Origin of the sequence: Dinoroseobacter sp. S76 (genome assembly GCF_049801095.1) — a bacterium.
Taxonomy (GTDB): domain Bacteria; phylum Pseudomonadota; class Alphaproteobacteria; order Rhodobacterales; family Rhodobacteraceae; genus Dinoroseobacter.
In genome coordinates this window covers 452625-469540 of record NZ_JBNAGH010000002.1, presented here as the reverse complement: position 1 = coordinate 469540, position 16916 = coordinate 452625, and the positions used below count along the sequence as shown (strand labels likewise).

The 16916-nt window shown below is 63.8% G+C and carries 18 protein-coding genes and 1 tRNA gene; 10 read left to right on the top strand and 9 right to left on the bottom strand.

Annotated elements, in window-relative coordinates:
* Positions 1-10 precede the first annotated feature (10 nt).
* The 3 genes from ACP153_RS08070 to ACP153_RS08060 all read right to left on the bottom strand — a co-directional run bounded on the left by ACP153_RS08070 (position 11) and on the right by ACP153_RS08060 (position 1575).
* Positions 11-454, bottom strand: a complete 444-nt coding sequence (locus ACP153_RS08070) for an RDD family protein (protein ID WP_424970463.1) — start codon at positions 452-454, stop codon at positions 11-13.
* Between the two features lie 95 nt (positions 455-549).
* On the bottom strand, positions 550-951 hold the full coding sequence (locus ACP153_RS08065; protein WP_424970462.1) for a DUF2852 domain-containing protein: 402 nt from the start codon (positions 949-951) through the stop codon (positions 550-552).
* Between the two features lie 153 nt (positions 952-1104).
* Positions 1105-1575 carry a YbaK/EbsC family protein gene (locus tag ACP153_RS08060; RefSeq protein WP_424970461.1) on the bottom strand — a complete coding sequence of 157 codons (471 nt, stop codon included), beginning with the start codon at positions 1573-1575 and terminating at the stop codon, positions 1105-1107.
* 185 nt (positions 1576-1760) lie between these two features.
* On the opposite strand from ACP153_RS08060, the gene ACP153_RS08055 reads away from it, so the two are divergent.
* A complete protein-coding gene (locus tag ACP153_RS08055) occupies positions 1761-2201 on the top strand; it encodes a RidA family protein (protein WP_424970460.1) in 441 nt (146 codons plus the stop codon).
* 201 nt (positions 2202-2402) lie between these two features.
* Here ACP153_RS08055 and ACP153_RS08050 read toward each other — a convergent pair whose 3' ends face one another.
* Positions 2403-3017, bottom strand: coding sequence for a VPLPA-CTERM sorting domain-containing protein (locus ACP153_RS08050; protein ID WP_424970459.1), 615 nt, complete (start codon positions 3015-3017; stop codon positions 2403-2405).
* Between the two features lie 448 nt (positions 3018-3465).
* On the opposite strand from ACP153_RS08050, the gene ACP153_RS08045 reads away from it, so the two are divergent.
* Both ACP153_RS08045 and ACP153_RS08040 read left to right on the top strand, forming a co-directional pair.
* Entirely contained in the window at positions 3466-3939 is a 474-nt protein-coding gene (locus ACP153_RS08045) for a GNAT family N-acetyltransferase (RefSeq protein ID WP_424970458.1), read from the top strand.
* Between the two features lie 221 nt (positions 3940-4160).
* The gene (locus tag ACP153_RS08040) at positions 4161-5954 is read left to right on the top strand and encodes a sugar phosphorylase (RefSeq protein WP_424970457.1); all 1794 of its coding nucleotides are present in this window, start codon (positions 4161-4163) and stop codon (positions 5952-5954) included.
* Positions 5955-6290: 336 nt separating this feature from the next.
* Here ACP153_RS08040 and ACP153_RS08035 read toward each other — a convergent pair whose 3' ends face one another.
* From ACP153_RS08035 to ACP153_RS08020, 4 genes are all read right to left on the bottom strand, one after another.
* Entirely contained in the window at positions 6291-6737 is a 447-nt protein-coding gene (locus ACP153_RS08035) for a hypothetical protein (RefSeq protein ID WP_424970456.1), read from the bottom strand.
* 173 nt (positions 6738-6910) lie between these two features.
* On the bottom strand, positions 6911-7969 hold the full coding sequence (gene arsB, locus ACP153_RS08030; RefSeq protein ID WP_424970455.1) for an ACR3 family arsenite efflux transporter: 1059 nt from the start codon (positions 7967-7969) through the stop codon (positions 6911-6913).
* Positions 7966-9192 (bottom strand): glycosyl transferase, encoded by a 1227-nt coding sequence (locus ACP153_RS08025; protein ID WP_424970454.1) that lies wholly within the window; start codon positions 9190-9192, stop codon positions 7966-7968. The genes arsB and ACP153_RS08025 overlap by 4 nt, the downstream gene beginning before the upstream one ends.
* A gap of 26 nt (positions 9193-9218) precedes the next feature.
* Positions 9219-10007, bottom strand: coding sequence for an HAD-IIB family hydrolase (locus ACP153_RS08020; protein WP_424970453.1), 789 nt, complete (start codon positions 10005-10007; stop codon positions 9219-9221).
* Positions 10008-10156: 149 nt separating this feature from the next.
* Here ACP153_RS08020 and ACP153_RS08015 point away from each other — a divergent pair.
* From ACP153_RS08015 to ACP153_RS07990, 6 genes are all read left to right on the top strand, one after another.
* Positions 10157-10232 (top strand) — tRNA-Val (locus tag ACP153_RS08015).
* A gap of 261 nt (positions 10233-10493) precedes the next feature.
* Positions 10494-11222, top strand: a complete 729-nt coding sequence (locus ACP153_RS08010) for a helix-turn-helix transcriptional regulator (protein WP_424970452.1) — start codon at positions 10494-10496, stop codon at positions 11220-11222.
* 105 nt (positions 11223-11327) lie between these two features.
* On the top strand, positions 11328-11591 hold the full coding sequence (locus ACP153_RS08005) for a hypothetical protein (protein WP_424970451.1): 264 nt from the start codon (positions 11328-11330) through the stop codon (positions 11589-11591).
* A 207-nt stretch (positions 11592-11798) separates the two neighbouring features.
* Positions 11799-12737 (top strand): pirin family protein, encoded by a 939-nt coding sequence (locus tag ACP153_RS08000; RefSeq protein WP_424970450.1) that lies wholly within the window; start codon positions 11799-11801, stop codon positions 12735-12737.
* A gap of 169 nt (positions 12738-12906) precedes the next feature.
* Positions 12907-13215, top strand: a complete 309-nt coding sequence (locus ACP153_RS07995; RefSeq protein WP_424970449.1) for an ArsR/SmtB family transcription factor — start codon at positions 12907-12909, stop codon at positions 13213-13215.
* A 71-nt stretch (positions 13216-13286) separates the two neighbouring features.
* Positions 13287-14501 carry an oxidoreductase gene (locus ACP153_RS07990; RefSeq protein ID WP_424970448.1) on the top strand — a complete coding sequence of 405 codons (1215 nt, stop codon included), beginning with the start codon at positions 13287-13289 and terminating at the stop codon, positions 14499-14501.
* 3 nt (positions 14502-14504) lie between these two features.
* Here the strand turns inward: ACP153_RS07990 and ACP153_RS07985 are convergent, their stop codons facing one another.
* Positions 14505-15311, bottom strand: a complete 807-nt coding sequence (locus ACP153_RS07985; RefSeq protein WP_424970447.1) for a LuxR C-terminal-related transcriptional regulator — start codon at positions 15309-15311, stop codon at positions 14505-14507.
* Positions 15312-15676: 365 nt separating this feature from the next.
* Here ACP153_RS07985 and ACP153_RS07980 point away from each other — a divergent pair, with 365 nt between their 5' ends.
* Positions 15677-16861: a CynX/NimT family MFS transporter gene (locus ACP153_RS07980; RefSeq protein ID WP_424970446.1), complete on the top strand. Its 1185-nt coding sequence runs from the start codon at positions 15677-15679 to the stop codon at positions 16859-16861.
* Positions 16862-16916 lie beyond the last annotated feature (55 nt).

Genomic DNA, 16916 nt, shown 5'->3' with positions numbered 1-16916 from the left:
CCCGCCGGTCCTAGCCCATCCGGGCGCTGCGGTTCAGGGCCACCGTACCCAGGATGTGGTCGGTCAGACCCTGCTTGCGCTCGCTCATCAGCATCAGCGCGATGGAGACCAACTGCAGCGGGAAGATCGCGATGGACACGTGATAGCCCAGAGTGTGGAAAAACGCGCTCATCATGTCGAGCCGCTGGCCATTGCCCTCGCGGATCTCGATGCTGGCAAAGCGCATCCCCCAGGTCGCGCCATCCCCGCTCAGGGTGACCCAGCGATAGAGAAAGCTGACCATGAGCCACAGGAAGGGAATGTAGAACAGCGCCGTGAAGAGGGTGATCGGCACCAACACCGCAGTGATCGCGGCGATGACCAGAAAGTCCACGCCCCAGGCGATCAGACGCTTGGTGGGCACATCCGCATACATCTCGGCATTCGTGTATGGGTCGGGCAGGGCGGTGGTCATCGGGGTCGGGTCCTTTGTCAGTCTGTACTTGGTATATCGGGAGATAGCCCGGCCCGGACAAGCCGGGCAGGGCGTTTATGCGTCGCGGGCAGGGATCAGGCGTCTGCCGGGGCCTCAGACACGTCAGAGCGCGTCTTGGCGTTCTTCGCGCGTTCGTCCATGAACTGGTCGAACTCGGATTTGTCCTTGGCGGAACGCAGGCGCTCGAGGAAGGCCTCGAAGGCGTCTTGCTCATCCTTCAGGCGCTGCAGCGTCTCGGCCTTATAGGCGTCAAACGCGGTGTTGCCGGAGGATTTGAACCCATGGCTCGCGTGGCGGGTGCGGTGTTTGCAGGACGATTTGAACATTTTTTTACCCCAGATCATGTAGAAGAGAAGCGCGAGGCCGATGGGCCAGAAGAAGATGAAGCCGAGGACCATTGCTGCGATCCAGGCGGGCTTCCCTTTACTGTCAAGCCACGTCTCAGCTTGAGAGGGCCAGGTTGCAACGGTACTCATGTGTGTTTGCTCCATGTTGTGTGTCTATGTGAATTCCTTTCACATCACACCAGATGGGAGCCTCACAGGGCCGTGACAAGGGTCAATGTTAAAAAAGTTTACTTTCCGCGTCGCAGCGCGATCTGGGGTCGTTTTGCGGGTGTGGCCTTGGGCCTAGGCCGTGAAATCCGCAAGCTCAGCCCCGGAGAGGCGGAGCAGATCCGCAGGTGAAATTGGGAAGATATGGCGCGGGGTACCCGCGGCCCCATAGACCAGATCGAATTCCATCAGGCGCGGGTCGCACCAGGCCCGGATCGGGTTGAGATGCCCCACCGGGGAGACGCCGCCAATGGCAAACCCGGTCTGGGCGCGGATCAGACCGGCATCCGCCTTGCCCAGGGGCGCGCCCGCCACCGCGCTCGCCTTGGCCGCATCCACCTGATTGCCGCCCGCCGTGAGGAACAGAACCGCGTCCCCGGCGGTCTCGTCGCGAAAGATGATCGACTTGGCGATCTGGTCCAGCATGCAGCCCGCCGCATCCGCAGCTTGCTGCGCGGTGCGGGTCTCGGTCCCCATCTCGAGCACTGCGCCCTCCATCCCTGCGGCCTGCAAAGCGGCCACGACCCGTTTCAAGCTTTTGCTCATCTGCGCATCCTTTTGTCTTGCCACCGGCATGCCGGAGCGGTCGGGCAATCGCAAGCCTGACCTGCGGCAGGCCCCGGTTGTGGAGCGCAGGCCGCAGACCTGCCGCCAGACCCTTGACCCCGCGCGGCAAGGGGGCTCGACTGACGCCATGCGCAAACCACGCTTCAACCGCGAAGGGAGACCCCATGGCCCAGAGCTATAATCCGCCAAATGTCTGGCGCCCCTTTGGCGCCTTCTCACAGGCCGTGATCACGGGCGCGGGGCAGAGGGTTTACCTCAAGGGGCAGGTCGCCCTATCCGCCGATGGTGAGATCGTCGGCGAAGGGGATATGGCCGCACAGGTGACCCAGATCCTGGCCAATATCTCGGACATCCTGGCCTCCATGGGCGGGCGGATGAGCGATCTGATCTCACTGCAGCAATTCACGACCGATATTCAGGCCTTCATGGCCTGCGGCGAAATCCGGGCGCAAGTCTTCGACGCGCCTTTCCCGGTGACGACCACGCTCGAGGTCTCGGCGCTCTATGACCCCAGGTTGATGGTCGAAATCACCGGGATCGCCGAGATTCCGCCGGAGCGGTTTGTCCGTCCGGAGGACGCGCAGGACATGCACGGGCCCACCTGACCGGTCGCGGTCGCCTGGTATTTCCACCGACTTTGGCGTGGTGCATGAGGCGATCTTGCGTCTCGTGTTCCGCAGCTACCTCCAACAGCACTCTCAGGAGCTGGTCAAAAAGACGGAACCACGCAGTGCCCCCACGCTCTGTGAGCTGGCACATCGTGGTTCCAACCCCGGTCCGCTCGTGTCGCGCCGGAGCAGTGTCGTTCAGACGCGCGAGCTGCGTCGTGCCAGACCCAAACCGCCAAGGCCCGCCAGCAAAAGCCATCCGGCGGCGGGCAAAGGGATCGCGGCAGGCACATCAAAGGACGTTGCCTTGATTTCGCCCGTCAACAACACGTCCGCGATGGTGTCCCCGAGTATCTCGAAAAAGCTCGCATCTGCTGACAAAAAATCGAGCGCAGCGAGCTCGGCGAAACTGGATCCGACCATGCTGTCAAACGCCCATTCGGCAACGACGATGCCCAGGTCCTCACCGGAGGTGATGCGGGTCTCGCCCCCACCGACAAACAGCAGGATATCTGTGTCGCCACTGGCCTTTTTCGTCACGTCGAGGAATGCGCTGTTGCTCGGGGTGATCAGGGAAATCGTCTCGAACCCGACCTCCGCCGTCAGGGCATCGATCGTATAGGAGGTCATGGTCGGGCTGACGAAAACCGGCGGCTCCGAGATCTCGGCCGTGATCCGAAAACTGTCACCGGCGCGAATGCCAGCGCCACCGATCTCGGAGAAAGTGATCGTGCCAAGGACCGTGAGGGTGGCGGCGATGGTCGGAGTCGCCCCAAAAACGAGAAGAAGCGCAATCGCGAGTGATCTGATCATGGAGGGAGGCCTTTTTGCGGGGGAATTCCCAGGGATGAGATGGCGCTTGGTCCAAGCGGGTGCGTGCGGCTGGTAGCTGCGAGACCAAGTTTCAGTTACGCAGCGTCGACGGGGCGGGGCTGTCTGTCAAGCTGCGGGCCTCTCCGCGCGCTGCCCGCAGACAGCCGAGTGCGGGTATGGGCCGCCTGGGGCAACGCCTGCATTTCAGAAAGGGCTACCCGCGCCCGCTGTGTCCGGGCTTGGGTGCAATGTGGCGTCCGCACCGCTTTTCAGCGGGCTCGCGCACGCGTCTGAGGGGAGGGCGTGATAAGGTGGAACGCAGGATGTTCGTGACCACTCAGGCGCGCATCTGCGGCGCGTGGCGGACCGGCGTTGCGTTACACACTCCGTCGCCTTTAAACCTGACTTGTTGCCTATACTTCCCAAAGAACCAGCCAAAGGTTCCCCTGTGACCCAAGAGATTGCCTTCACCCGCCTGACCGAAGTCGCGCCGGAAGAAATTGCTGCACATATGTCGGACCCGCGGGTGGCGGAGCATATGCCGCTTCTGACCGGGGCTTGGGGGCTCAAGGAAGTCGCGGGTTTTGTTGCCCATAAGGAGGCCTGTTGGACGCGGGACGGGCTTGGCCATTGGGCGATCCTGTCAGGCGGGCAGTATGTGGGCTGGGGCGGGTTTCAGAAGGAGGGCACAGAGTGGGACTACGGTCTGGTGTTGCGGCCGGATGCCTTTGGTCTCGGCGCGCGCATCTCCCGCAAGGCGCTGGCCTTCGCGCAGGGGGATGACCGCATTCCCTTTGTGACCTTCCTGTTGCCGCCCTCACGCAAGAACCTTGGCGCTTTGCAGCGCATGGGCGCGGTGCAGATCGGAGAGGTCAATTATGACGGCGCGCGCTTCCTGAAATTTCGGCTCGAGACAGCCTGACGCTCTGCGGTCGGGCCGTGCAGGATGCTGAACCACAAAGCGGCGCCCCGGGCCAATCCCGCGCATAGCCCCGATCCTGCCTGCTATCCGGGCACTGCCCGGCCCGTGGCACAACCGGGACGGGAAAATCTTGAAAAGGGCGTATTGTCCGCTTCCCAAAGCCTTTTTGTGTCCGTATGCCGAGAGAAGTTTGCTCGTACCCCAAGACCTTGCCGCTTTCCATGTCCAAGCCGACCCAGACCCTGAGCCTGCGCCTTGCAGAGCTGTTGTCGCAGATCTATCCCGATCTCAGCGCTGATATCCTGAGCACGCAGGTGCTCGACGCGTTCTTCCCCGAAGACACGCCGCGCCGCAAACGGGCGCGTACGCCCGGCAACAACCTCTGGTCCGAGAATGACGCGGTGCTGATCACCTATGGCAACTCGCTGGTGGACGGGACCCATAAGCCGCTGGATCTCTTGAACGATTTCCTGCTGGAATACCTCAAGGGCGTGGTCAACGGCGTGCATATCCTGCCGTTTTTCCCCTTCACCTCCGATGATGGGTTTGCGGTCACGGATTATCGGGCTGTGAACCCGATGCTGGGGGATTGGCCGGATATCAACCGGATCGCGGATGAGTTCCTGCTGATGTCCGATCTGGTCCTGAACCATGTCTCGAGCCAGGGCGCGTGGTTCAACGCCTACCGCCAGGGGCACGAACCCTATGACCGGTTCTTCTTTGAGGCCTCGCCCGAAGATGACGTCTCGGAAGTCGTCCGCCCGCGCACCACCCCGCTTTTGCAGGAGGTGGAGACCTCCGCCGGGCCGCGCCATGTCTGGTGTACCTTCAGCCATGACCAGATCGATCTGGATTTCCGCAATCCGGAGGTCCTGCTCGAGTTTCTGCGGATCATGCGTCTGCATATCAACAACGGCGTGCGGATCATCCGGCTCGATGCGGTTGCCTTCATCTGGAAGGTGATCGGCACGAAATCGATCCATATGCCGGAGACCCATGCCATCGTCCGGCTGATGCGGCTGCTCTGTGACTTCGCACAAGAGCCGGTGATCCTGCTCACCGAGACCAATGTGCCCAATGCCGAGAACCTGAGCTATTTCGGCAACCGGAACGAGGCCCACGCGGTCTATAACTTCACTCTGCCGCCGCTGGTCCTCCATGCGATGATGTCGGGCAGTGCGGAGTATCTCAATCGCTGGCAGGTGGGCATGCCGCCTGCGCAGCTCGGCTGTGCCTATCTCAACTTCACCGCCTCCCATGATGGGATCGGGATGCGCCCGGCCGAAGGTGTCCTGCCGGAGGAGGAGAAGGCCAAGGTCATCGACACGGTGCGCGATCTCGGCGGGCTCGTCTCCATGCGCGCTCTGCCGGGCGGGGGCGAGAGCCCCTATGAGCTCAACATCACCTTCTTCGAGGCCATGGGCGGCACTTTCAAGGGGCGGGACGATTACCACATCGCGCGCTTTCTGTGCTCCCAGACCATCGTGATGTCGCTGGAGGGGATCCCGGCCTTCTACATCCATTCCATGCTGGCCACGCCAAACGACCATGAGCAGGTGGAGCGCCGGGGCATGAACCGCGCGATCAACCGGCATAACTGGGAGTATCCGACGCTGAAGGAGGAACTCGCGAACCCTGACAGCGTCCATGCCCAGGTGCTGGGGGCGCTCTCGGACCGGCTGCGCCTGCGCTCGGGGCAGAGCGCATTCCACCCGAACGCCACGCAATTCACTCTGCAACTCGACCCGCGGATATTCGGGGTCTGGCGCCAAAGCCTCGACCGCGACCAGTCGATCTTTGCCCTGCACAATGTGAGCGACGAGACCGTCTTCATCTCACCGGGAGCCATCAATCTGATCGAAGGCGCCGACTGGACCGACCTGCTCAGCGGCGAACGCATCCGCTCCGACGGCACCGAAATCCCACTCGCCCCCTACCAATGCCGCTGGATCACGAACCGGGGCCAATCTCGCGATAGGCGTTTGCTGCGTGCTGGCTTCTGGAGACACCGGTAGAGGCAAAATCCAAAGCGACGCGGCTTTCCAGCACGACGAGGTGGGTTTTCTCATTACCTGCTCCTGTGACCTTTTAGGGCTGTCTAAGCTGCGCCGTCCTTCATGGTAGATGGATTTGATCGCGTTGCGTAGCCGGCCGGGTCCAATCTCTTCGTCCTGTGAGCCAATTGTCCGAAGCTCGTATCCCTCGTTGAGGCGTGTCCTGCGTGCGGGCAGAGAAGCTCGCCTCGTGTTCCTGCGAGTTGCGCCAAAGGGTTTAGTCGTCCTAACACTGGAGCTCAGTTTTGGCGCACGGAGCGTAGGTGGAGCGATCAGCACGACGTTGAAAGCCTGTTCTCAGCGTCTGATGCGGTACGCTGCATAGGCCCAGCTGCAAACGATAATGATCACCGCGAATTTTGGTTCGATCACGGTAATGACAATATCAATAGGTGATCTTTCCGCCAGCCATTGTTTAAAAAAGGTGTCGCCTCGCAGAGCAATTCCAAGGACAGCGAATGCGCTGAAAAACAGTGTTGTGACAACAGCGTCTTCGATTTCTTTGCGATTGTCTTGATAAAACGACTGGGGCAACAGCCAGCCAACAGCGATCAGGATTTTGCCGAGTGTCCAAGCGACGAGCCAAACAACGACAACGAACAAAAGGAAGGCAATCCCGGATCTGGGACTGATGGAGAGAGCCAGCAGCCCGGGAATCACCAAAGCGAAGACCAGCCATGCTCTGTAATTGGTGGTGAAACGCTCAATCCTTGCGCTGGCCAGATCTGCTTCTTTTTCAGACAACTCCAAGTCCCACTAGTTTGTTTGATGAGAAGCTGATTGATAGCGCACGATCAGTCAAACCGGCAGTGTGGCGTCAAACCTACTGCGACGCCAATAACCGCAGCTCATGACAGTGCAAACGCGAGGGATTCTGCCCGAATGCAACGACCCTTGGAACACTTGGGCCGGAGCCACTAAGACGATTTGGGGAACCAGTCGCGTGTTCGGTTCGCGAAGGCCACGAGCGACAGCATCACTGGCACTTCCACCAGCACGCCGACCACTGTGGCGAGGGCGGCGCCTGAGCCGAGGCCGAAGACGCTGATCGCGACGGCCACGGCGAGCTCGAAGAAGTTCGAGGTCCCGATCAGGGCGCAGGGGGCCGCGACCTTGTGGGGCACGCGCCAGGCCTTGGCGGCGTAATAGGCGATGAAGAAGACACCGTAGCTCTGGATCAGAAGCGGTGCGGCGATCATGGCGATGACCAGCGGCGTCTCGAGGATGACGCGTCCCTGAAACCCGAAGAGCAGCACCACGGTCAGCAGCAGACCCGCGACGGAGGCGGGCTTGATCCGCGCCTGAAACGCGGCGAGCGCGGGCTCTCCGCCTTGATCCAGCATCCGCTTGCGCACCACCACGCCTGCGGCCAGCGGGATCACCACATAGAGCGCGACCGACAGGAGCAGTGTCTCCCACGGGACCACGATATCGGTCATCCCGAGCAAAAAAGCGACGATGGGAGCAAACGCAAAGACCAGCACCACGTCGTTCACGCTCACCTGTACCAGCGTGTAGGTCGGATCGCCCCGGGTCATGTTCGACCAGACAAAGACCATCGCCGTGCAGGGGGCGGCCCCCAACAGGATCACACCGGCCAGATAGGCCTGCGCATCTTCGGGCGGGATGAAAGGCGCGAAGACATAGTTGAAAAACAGCACTCCGAGGGCCGCCATGGAAAATGGCTTCACGAGCCAGTTCACCACCAGCGTGATGACCAGCCCTTTGGGCCGCGTCGCCACCTGGCCGAGCGCACCGAAATCCACTCCGAGCATCATCGGGAACACCATGGCCCAGATCAGGATCGCCACGGGCAAGTTGACGGAGGCGACCTCAAGCGCCGCAAGCCCGGCGAACACGCCGGGCATCACACTCCCGAGAAGCAGCCCCGCACCGATGGCCAGGGCCACCCAGATCGACAAGAACCGCTCGAACCGCCCCATGGGGCTCGGGGCGGGGGAGGCGGTGTCGCTCATGGGTCCGAGAACTCGGCGACATCCGCGGCTGCGGCCTTGCGGAAATCCTGCAGGAAGGCGGGATCCGCCGCATGGACCCGGTTCCAGGTCGGTATGAAGGGCGTCTCGGACGGGTTGTCGAGGAAGGCCTGACCGGCCCGCATGATATTCTCGGCAAAGAGCTCGATCGATTGCTCTTCCCGGTGCCGGTCAATCGACAGGCCGTTCATCTTGGCGTCGGAGTAGTACGCCTCCAGAAGGTCGAGCGCCGAGCGGTAATAGGTGGCCTTCAGGGTGCGGAAGACATGGGTCGTGAAGACCGTGCCATCAGCGGCCAGCTTGCGGAAGATCGACTTGCAGATATCCGTCGACATGCGGCTGAGCCCGGTGGAGGCGTCCTCTTCGCTGAGGTCTTGGTGTTTGTGATCGTAAGCGTCCGAGATCTCGACCTGACAGACTGCCTTGGGCGCGAGATTGCGCCATGCCTCGGACAGAACCCCGATTTCGAGCCCCCAATCGGACGGGATCCGCAGGTCCGGCAGGATCCCCGTGCGCATGGCGAACTCGCCCGAGAGCGGGTAGCGGAAACTGCGCAGGTAATCGAGGTAGTCGCGATCCCCGATCACCCGTTTCAGGGCGATCAACAGCGGCGAGACCAAGAGGCGCGTGACCCGCCCGTTCATCTTGTCCTCGCCGATCCGCGGATAGTAGCCTTTGGCCACCTGATAGGGGAAGTTCGGGTTGACCACCGGATAAACCAGACGGGCCAACATATCCCGGTCATAGGTCAGGATATCGCAATCATGGATCGCCATCACCGCGCTGTCCTGACAGGCCATGAGATAGCCAAGGCAGGACCAGACATTCTTGCCCTTGCCTGCCTCTTGGGGATAGAGGCCCATCCCCTCCAGCCGGGCGCCCAGCTCCAGCATGCGGGGGCTGTCATTCCAGATGACGATATGCTCCTGCGGCAGACGGCTGAAGAACTGCCGCGCGTGGCGGTATTGCGCCTCATCGGCGCGGTCGAGCCCGATGATGATCCGGTGCAGATAGGGCACCTCAGCGAGCTCATCGAGGATGTTCGGCAGGGCGGGTCCCTCAAGCTCGGAATAGAGCGAGGGCAGGATCAGGCTGATCTTGCGGGTCTGGGCATAGACCGAGAGCTCATAGGTGATCTCATCGACCGAGCGCGTGCGCAGATTGTGCAGCGTCGCGATATTTCCGTTCTGGTGAAAGTCTGCCACGCCTCTAGCCCTTTTTTCTTTGTCTCTTACGCCCCTAAGGAGGAAACTACGGCGCGCACCGCAATGTTCCAACCGGAAGGGCCTGTTTTTTCGGTGCGGCGGATGGGCCCATCGGGGCCGGTCTCGCCGCGCAAGCGGGGCAGGGGGCGGCTATGGGGGTTGGCCACCACGATGCCGATATCTGCGGTCTCCAGCATCTCCACGTCATTCGGGGCATCCCCGAGCGCGAGGGTCAGGCCCGGGCGGTAGGTCGCGATGATCTCGGCCATGCGATCCGCCTTGGTGCCGCCAAAGGACAGGGTCAGGAAGCGCCCGCCGCGCCGGGCCTGGATACTGTGTTCCGCAAGCGCGGCGATGAACGCGTCCTCGCTGGCCGCGTCGCCGTCCCAGAGCCCCGGTTCCGAGAAGGCGCGCTGCCGGGCCAGGGCGGCCTCCGACATGCGGAGGCCGGTGACCCGCGCCACCTCGCTGTCGTCCATGTCCCCAAAGCCCCGGAACCTGCCGCGCAGATCCCCGGGCAGCGCTTCCAGCGCCGCCCTCAGGCGCGCATAGGTTTCCGCATTCGGATCCGGCGCGGCATTCGGGGCGAGCAGGCCCGCACCGTTCTCGACAATTGCCGGGCAGTCCGCGCGTCCCAATGCGGCGCGCAGGGGCGCGATTTCGGCCGCGGTCTTGGAACTGGCCAGCACCAGGGGCGCGCCAATCTCGGTCAGAGCGTCCAGCGCGGGCTGCGCCGCAGCATAGCTGTAGTTGTCGTGGTCCAGCAGGGTGCCGTCGAGATCGGTGAAGACAAGCAAAGGGACAGGCGGCGTCATGCCTCTTGGTTAGCGGCTGCGCGCGGGCCTGCCAACCGCCCGCTTTGCCGCGCTGCAGAGCTGTTGCGCCCGGGGCGCGGCGGTCCCGAGCATACCGCTCGCGCAGGCCCTTGCCATCCGGCAGGGAACTGCGCTAGGAGGCGTCGGACGGGTGATTAGCTCAGTTGGTAGAGCGCTTCGTTTACACCGAAGATGTCGGGAGTTCGAGTCTCTCATCACCCACCATTCCCCTGCATGTCTGGCTGGTTTTCGCGCTCTTGCGTGCCGGGCCGTTGGGCCCAGCCTTGGCTGTGGTACCCAGAGCGGCACCAACGCGTCAGATCGCACACTGCCCATGCGCAGAAACCATCAAACCCCGCCCATCATCGCGCCAAACCGCACCGCCCGCCCCGGTTTCTTCCCAACCCCGCGCCTTGCCCCTTGCTCGCGGAGGTTGCACCGGGCTACCCTTAGGTCACCTTAGTGCCCCGAGGGAAGCCAGGGACCATGACCCGACTGGAAACCTATATGAAGGGCGTTGCCGAGGCTCAAAGCCCGGAGCGGATCTGGGACGCGGTTCTGCCCTTTGCCCAGTCCTTTGGCATCGACAAGGTCAGCTATCACCACAACCGGGCCTTCGGATCCGCACAGCAGCCGGACACGGCGGTCTTCACGCGCGGGTTTCCCAACGAATGGGTCTGCACCTATGTGGATGAAAAGCTCTACGAGGTGGATCCGATCCCGGCCTATGCCAGCCACGCGACCCAGCCTTTTCGGTGGAGCGACATTGGCAAGCTCACCCCCTTGAAGGAGCCCGAGACCGAGTTCCTCAAGCGTCTCATGGCCGAGGGTCTGGGCGATGGGCTGGCCTTGCAGGTCTTTGGTCCCAACATGCGCAACGGCTATGTGGGGGTGGGGTTTTCCAAGCCCAATCCTGATCTCAGCGCGAGCGACATTCGCGAGCTCCAGGCCGCCGCCCAGGCCGCCCATCTGCGCTATTGCACCCTTGTGCCCGATGAAGCCCCCGCGTCCCTGACGCCCCGCGAGGCCGAAGTGCTCACCTGGATCGCCCGGGGCAAGAGCAACTCGGTGATCGCCGACATCCTCGGCGTCTCGCCCCACACGGTCGATACGCTGGTGCGCCGGATCTATGGCAAGCTCGAGGTGGCCGATCGCACCACCGCGGCGATCCACGGCATCGGCGCGGGTCTGATCCAGCCCTCGCGTCTCGCCTGACCGGATTTTGTCACGGACTTACGTGACAGTCATCGCGCACAGCCTGTGGCACACACGGCGCCTTTCCCGGGACCCAACCTGGAGCACATGAAAGGAGTACGCGCCATGGAATCCCCCGATACCAGTCATTTTGTCCGTTTCCACATCCATACCTCCATGGATGCGCTGTCGCTGCTGAGCGAGAGTGAGCGGGCCGAGTTGGCCTTTGATCTCGCTGCGGCTTTGGCCGAGCGGGCCCATGCCTCGATCGAGGCGACCCTCCCTCCGAGCACAAGCCTGCGGATGCTTTCCGCGGTCTCGGATCTACGTGCGGCGAGCCTGTCTGAGCGCAATCGCCGCGAAAGCCTGACCTTCTGCGGGGGCCTCTAGGGCCCGCGCTCTCTATCTGAGGAGCGTGTGCGCCCTCAGGACCCGACGACCGAACTGGCCAGGCTCGTCCCCATCCGAGCCCAGCACGGACTTTCCCCTTTCGATCTGGATCTGTGCATTCTTGCGCAGAATCTGCTTTCCAGCGCGTGATGCATTGCGCGGGTGCACGGTGTAGTCTTCTGTGGAACCGAAACACAGGAGGCCGCCATGAGCTGGAACCCCGCCCTCGATCCCCATTGCCCCCTCGGCGACGAGGTGGACGCCATCGACACATTGATCATCCCCCGCGCCCGGGATCTCGGGGCGTTGGAGGTGCGGCGCGCGCTGCCTGCCCCCAAGCGGCAAATGGTCGGACCCTTCATCTTCTTTGACCAGATGGGCCCGGCGGAGTTTCTGCCGACCAAGGGGCTCGATGTGCGGCCCCATCCCCATATCGGGCTCGCGACGATCAGCTATCTCTATCGCGGGCGCATGCATCATCGAGACAGTCTCGGCACCGATGCCTGGATCGAACCCGGCGCGGTGAACTGGATGGTGGCCGGCCACGGCATCACCCATTCCGAGCGGACCGATGACGAAACACAGACCCAGCCCATGCCGTTCTTCGGCATTCAGACCTGGGTCGCCTTGCCCAAGGATCACGAGGACCGCGCGCCCGAGTTTGAGCACGCGCCCAAAGAGGCGCTGCCCTTCATGGAGGGCGAGGGCAAGGAGGTCCGCTTGATCCTCGGCAATGCCTATGGCGAGCGCGCCCCGGTCAAGACCGCCTCCGAGATGTTCTATGCGGATGCGGTGCTGCAGCCCGGCGCGAAACTGCCGCTGCCCGATGATCACGAGGATCGCGGGATCTATGTGGTCGAAGGCGCGATCACCGTGGCGGGCGACACCTATGAGGCGGGTCAGATGATGGTCTTCCGTCCCGGCGACCGGATCTCGGTCACCGCAGGCGGGCAGGGGGCGCGGCTGATGCTGCTCGGGGGCGAGACCCTCGAAGGGTCGCGTTACATCTGGTGGAATTTCGTCGCTTCCTCGCAGGAGCGGATCGACGAAGCCAAGGAGGCCTGGCGTGCCGGAGACTGGCAGCACGGCCGTTTCCAGCTCCCGCCCGGGGATGATCAGGAGTTCATTCCAGCGCCGGAGCGGTAAGGTCCCGGGCAGATAATATGGGGCCGCCTGTCTTGAGGTGGGCGGTCTACGATCTTGAAAGTCATTTTATAACAGTGGGCTGTGGAGAGAAACTCAAGTTACTTGTGAGCTTTCTCAAAGCTGGTTCTCCGGCTTGACATTGACCCGGTAAATCGAGATATCTCGATATATGGACATCGAATCCGCGCTTGCCGCACTGAATAACCCGACCCGACGGAAGATCCTTGAATGGCTCAAGGACCGCTCCAATTTCCCGCCTGCCTTGCCCGAGCATGCGCAGTTGGACGGGGTCTGTGTGGCCTATATTCAGGAAAAGGCGCAGCTCTCCCAGTCGACCATTTCGACCTATATGGCCGCGCTGAAAAAGGCGGGTTTCGTACGGGCCGAGCGCCATGGGCAATGGACCTTCTACCGCCGGGACGAGGCCGCGATCGCTGCGTTTCTCGAGGCGTTTTCAACCGAACTCCACAAGCCCTAGCGGTCGGATCTCCACTGTTGCGTACCCATTTACACCGAAATATCGAAATATCGCGATGAAAGGATGAAGCATTGATCCATGCCCCCATCTCCCCCGCAGAGATCCTTGGCGCCCCGCTCGAATTGCCCTGCGGCCTGCGGCTCAAGAACCGCCTGATCAAATCCCCCATGTCCGACAGCCTCGGGGACGGGGCGGGCCAGCCGACCGCAGCGCAGACCCGGCTCTATGAGCGATGGGCGGAGGGCGGGACGGCGCTCTCCCTGATCGGTGAGGTGCAGATCTCGCCTGACGGACCGGAAAGCCCGGGCAATCTTGTTCTTGCGCCGGGCGGGGCCGAAGGACCCTGGCGCGCGCTGGCCACCCGGGGCGCCGCCCAGGGCGCGCAGATCTGGCCGCAGCTCGGCCATGGCGGCGCGCTGTCGTATCGCGCGCTCAGCCATCCGCGCGGGCCGTCGCCCCTGACGCTGGACGGGCAGCCCGTCCGGGAGATGACGCAAGCAGAGATCGCCGCGCTGCCCGCTGCCTATGCGGCGGCGGCGCTGCGGGCCAAGCTGCTGGGGTTTCGCGGGGCGCAGATCCATGCGGGTCACGGATTTCTGCTGAGCCAGTTCCTCTCGCCCTTCTTCAACCACCGCAGCGATGGCTATGGCGACTCCCATGCCGGACGCTTCCGGCTGATCGGCGAGATCATCTCCGCCACCCGTCAGGCGGTCGGACCGGGTTTCGCCCTCGGCATCCGGATCAACGCGACGGATCAGCTTGCGGGCGGGGTGCGCGAGGCGGATGCGCGCGAAACCCTCCGCCTGCTTGCGGGCACCAGCATCGACCTGATCGATATCAGCGGCGGCAGCTATGTGCCCGGTGCCGCCGCCAGTTCCGATGGAACCGCGCGGGAGGGGGCCTATTTCGCGACCGTTGCCAAGGCAGCCAAAGAGCTCACGCGCATCCCGATCATGCTGACCGGGGGGCTCAAGACCCGCGCCCAGGCGGCGGGGCTGCTCCGCGATGGGGGCGCGGATGCGATCGGCCTCGCCCGCGCCTTGGTGCTGGATCCGGACCTTCCGCGCAAATGGGTGAGCTCCGCGGGTGGAGATCCGGCCTTCCCGCGCTTCGAGACCGCCCCGCCGGGCGGCATCACGGCGTGGTACACAACGCGTCTGGCCGCTCTGGCCAAGGAGGAGGAGGGGACCTACGAGCTCGATCTCACCGAGGCACTGGCGGCGGTGGCATCTCGCGACGCCGCCCGGGTGCCACAGTGGCATGCGCGCTTCGGTCCCCCCCGCTGAGCGCTAGCTGGCCCGGGCCCGCGCCTCACTGACCAGCCGCGCGTTTTCCAGCGCGATCACGCTTTGATCGGCAAACATCCGGGCCAGTCGCAAACTGTCCTCGGAGAAGGGGCGCACGGTCTGACGATAGATCGTGAAGGCCCCGACCAGCCGATCCGCCGCCAGCATCGGAATCGCCACGAAGCTGCGCGCGCCGCCAAGATCCGCCGTGGCAAAGCGCAGGGGATCGTCGCTCTGGTAAAGCGGCTCGCTTTTGACATCGATGATATGGATCACATCCCGCTGCGGCACCATCCGTCCCAGCCCAGTCTGCGGGCCGACCGGGAACACGCCGCGCGCTGCGAGCCAGCTTTGGAACGGGGCGGGGATCCCCTTGGAGAACCGCGCGCCAAACCGGCTATTCCCATGATACTCAAAGAGGATCCCGAACTCCGCATCGCAAAGGTCGAGCGCGTAGTTCAGGATCGATGGTACCACCTGATCCAGATCCCCCTGGGCGGCGGAGATGATCCGCAACACCTCGCTCAACGCCTTCTCCCGGGCCAGCGCCTCCTCAAGGCTGAGGGCCAGTTCCGAGATCACTGAGCTCAGCTCCGGCTGGGTCTTGGGGTCGGGGGCCGGGCCTTCGAGCCGCGACATCAGTTCCAGCTTCGACGAGACCTGCAGCTTGCGATAGATCGCCGCCAGATGGGTCCGCACGGTGGAGGGCGCAAGACACAGGCTCTCGGCGATCTGCTGATAGGTATCGCCCCCCGCATAGGCGCGGGCGATCTGCTCTTCCCTGGGGCTGAGACCTGAGCTGGCCTGCATGGGAGCTGTCCTCCGTCTCGCACCGGACCCGGTGCTGGCGATCGTGATGCCTGGGGCACAGGCGGTGTATCCTGCAAATGCAGTACGAAATTACAGCAGAACCGCGGCGGATTTACAGCATCTGCCGGATGTTGGTTCAGGATACCACGGAGTAGCCTGTCCCTCCACCACCACGGAGACGCGCCCGCCATGACACCCGCCGATGCCCTTTGCACCCTATTTTCGGTGCAGGCGTTCGGCACGGGGCGGGCGTCCTGCCAGCGCGGTCGTGCCCGGACGACCCCTTCCGCCCGCGAGGGGGCGGAGGTGACCGGGAGGATCTCGCGGCAGGCCTCTGTGCCGGTGCGCGCGGCCCGGGACCGCTGATGCGCTGGCGCATCCTTGCGCTTCTGTTTCTTGCGCGCATCGGGCTGGGCCTGCAGTTTCAGACCATGGGATCGGTGGGCGATCACCTCATCGTCGCATTCGGGTTCGACTGGGCTGAGATCGGCCTGCTCATTGGCCTCTTCATGGCGCCGGGTCTCGTGCTGGCGCTCCCTGCGGGGTATTGGGGCCGCTTTGTTTCGGATCGGGTGATGGTCGGCACGGGGCTCGGCGTGCTGGCGCTTGGCAGCGTGCTGTGTGCTCTTGCTGCGGGGCCCTGGACCCTGGGCGCGGGCCGCGTGTTGAGCGGGGTCGGGTTCCTTTTTACCACGCTCTACTTCACAAAGATGGTCGCCGACTGGTTCGACGGGCGCGAGATCGCCACGGCCATGAGCATTCTGGTGATGTCCTGGCCCCTCGGCATCGCCATGGGGCAGGTGGGCCATGCTTGGCTGGCGGCGCTTTGGGGGTGGCAGAGCGCTTTTGTCGCCGCCTCGATCTATACGGCTCTGGCGGGGGCGGCGGTCTTGCTGCTCTACCGTGAGCCGCCCGATCAGGCCCGGCCTGCGCGCGGGACGCGGCCCAAGCTTTCCACCATGGAATGGCGGCTGATCTTTTGCGCCGCCGGGGCTTGGGCGCTCTTCAATGCAGCTTACGTCGTCTACCTTTCCTTCGGGCCCCAGATGCTGGAGGCCCAGGGCCAGACCACCTTGGCAGCCGCGGGCGTGATCAGCCTGGCGAGCTGGCTGATGATCTTTTCGGGCGCGGCCTGCGGACAGCTGGTGGACCGGTTCGGGCGGCGCAGCCTTGTGCTGAGCTGTTGCATGGTAGCGGCCATCGCGGCGGTGCTCTGGCTTGGCGCGCCGGCGGGCGGGCCGGGCGGTGGCGTGGGGGCGAGCCTGCTGTTCGGACTTGTGGGGATGGCGCCCGCCGGAGTGATCATGGCCCTCGCCGGGCAGGCCCTGCGCCCAGAAAACCGCGCCTTCGGGATGGGGGTGTTCTTCACCATCTACTACGCGCTGATGATGGTCACACCACCGGTCGCGGGCGCGCTCTTCGACCTCACCGGCGCGGCGGAGGCGCCGCTCTGGCTCGCGGCGGTTCTCTTCGCGCTGGTCGTGCCTCTCGGGTTCGGGTTCGAGCACTTCAAGACCGCCCGGGTCCGACCCGCCCAACCCAGCGGCTGACACCCGGCTGGCACTGGGCCGGGCTTTGGGACAAGGTGGCGCCATCCGCACCCCA

What these genes read in the sequence shown, in the direction of transcription:
- ACP153_RS08070 (WP_424970463.1), bottom strand. Translation starts at nt 454, where the DNA reads ATGACCACCGCCCTGCCCGACCCATACACGAATGCCGAGATGTATGCG.
- ACP153_RS08065 (WP_424970462.1), bottom strand. Translation starts at nt 951, where the DNA reads ATGAGTACCGTTGCAACCTGGCCCTCTCAAGCTGAGACGTGGCTTGAC.
- ACP153_RS08060 (WP_424970461.1), bottom strand. Translation starts at nt 1,575, where the DNA reads ATGAGCAAAAGCTTGAAACGGGTCGTGGCCGCTTTGCAGGCCGCAGGG.
- ACP153_RS08055 (WP_424970460.1), top strand. Translation starts at nt 1,761, where the DNA reads ATGGCCCAGAGCTATAATCCGCCAAATGTCTGGCGCCCCTTTGGCGCC.
- ACP153_RS08050 (WP_424970459.1), bottom strand. Translation starts at nt 3,017, where the DNA reads ATGATCAGATCACTCGCGATTGCGCTTCTTCTCGTTTTTGGGGCGACT.
- ACP153_RS08040 (WP_424970457.1), top strand. Translation starts at nt 4,161, where the DNA reads ATGTCCAAGCCGACCCAGACCCTGAGCCTGCGCCTTGCAGAGCTGTTG.
- arsB (WP_424970455.1), bottom strand. Translation starts at nt 7,969, where the DNA reads ATGAGCGACACCGCCTCCCCCGCCCCGAGCCCCATGGGGCGGTTCGAG.
- ACP153_RS08020 (WP_424970453.1), bottom strand. Translation starts at nt 10,007, where the DNA reads ATGACGCCGCCTGTCCCTTTGCTTGTCTTCACCGATCTCGACGGCACC.
- ACP153_RS08010 (WP_424970452.1), top strand. Translation starts at nt 10,494, where the DNA reads ATGACCCGACTGGAAACCTATATGAAGGGCGTTGCCGAGGCTCAAAGC.
- ACP153_RS08005 (WP_424970451.1), top strand. Translation starts at nt 11,328, where the DNA reads ATGGAATCCCCCGATACCAGTCATTTTGTCCGTTTCCACATCCATACC.
- ACP153_RS08000 (WP_424970450.1), top strand. Translation starts at nt 11,799, where the DNA reads ATGAGCTGGAACCCCGCCCTCGATCCCCATTGCCCCCTCGGCGACGAG.
- ACP153_RS07995 (WP_424970449.1), top strand. Translation starts at nt 12,907, where the DNA reads ATGGACATCGAATCCGCGCTTGCCGCACTGAATAACCCGACCCGACGG.
- ACP153_RS07985 (WP_424970447.1), bottom strand. Translation starts at nt 15,311, where the DNA reads ATGCAGGCCAGCTCAGGTCTCAGCCCCAGGGAAGAGCAGATCGCCCGC.
- ACP153_RS07980 (WP_424970446.1), top strand. Translation starts at nt 15,677, where the DNA reads ATGCGCTGGCGCATCCTTGCGCTTCTGTTTCTTGCGCGCATCGGGCTG.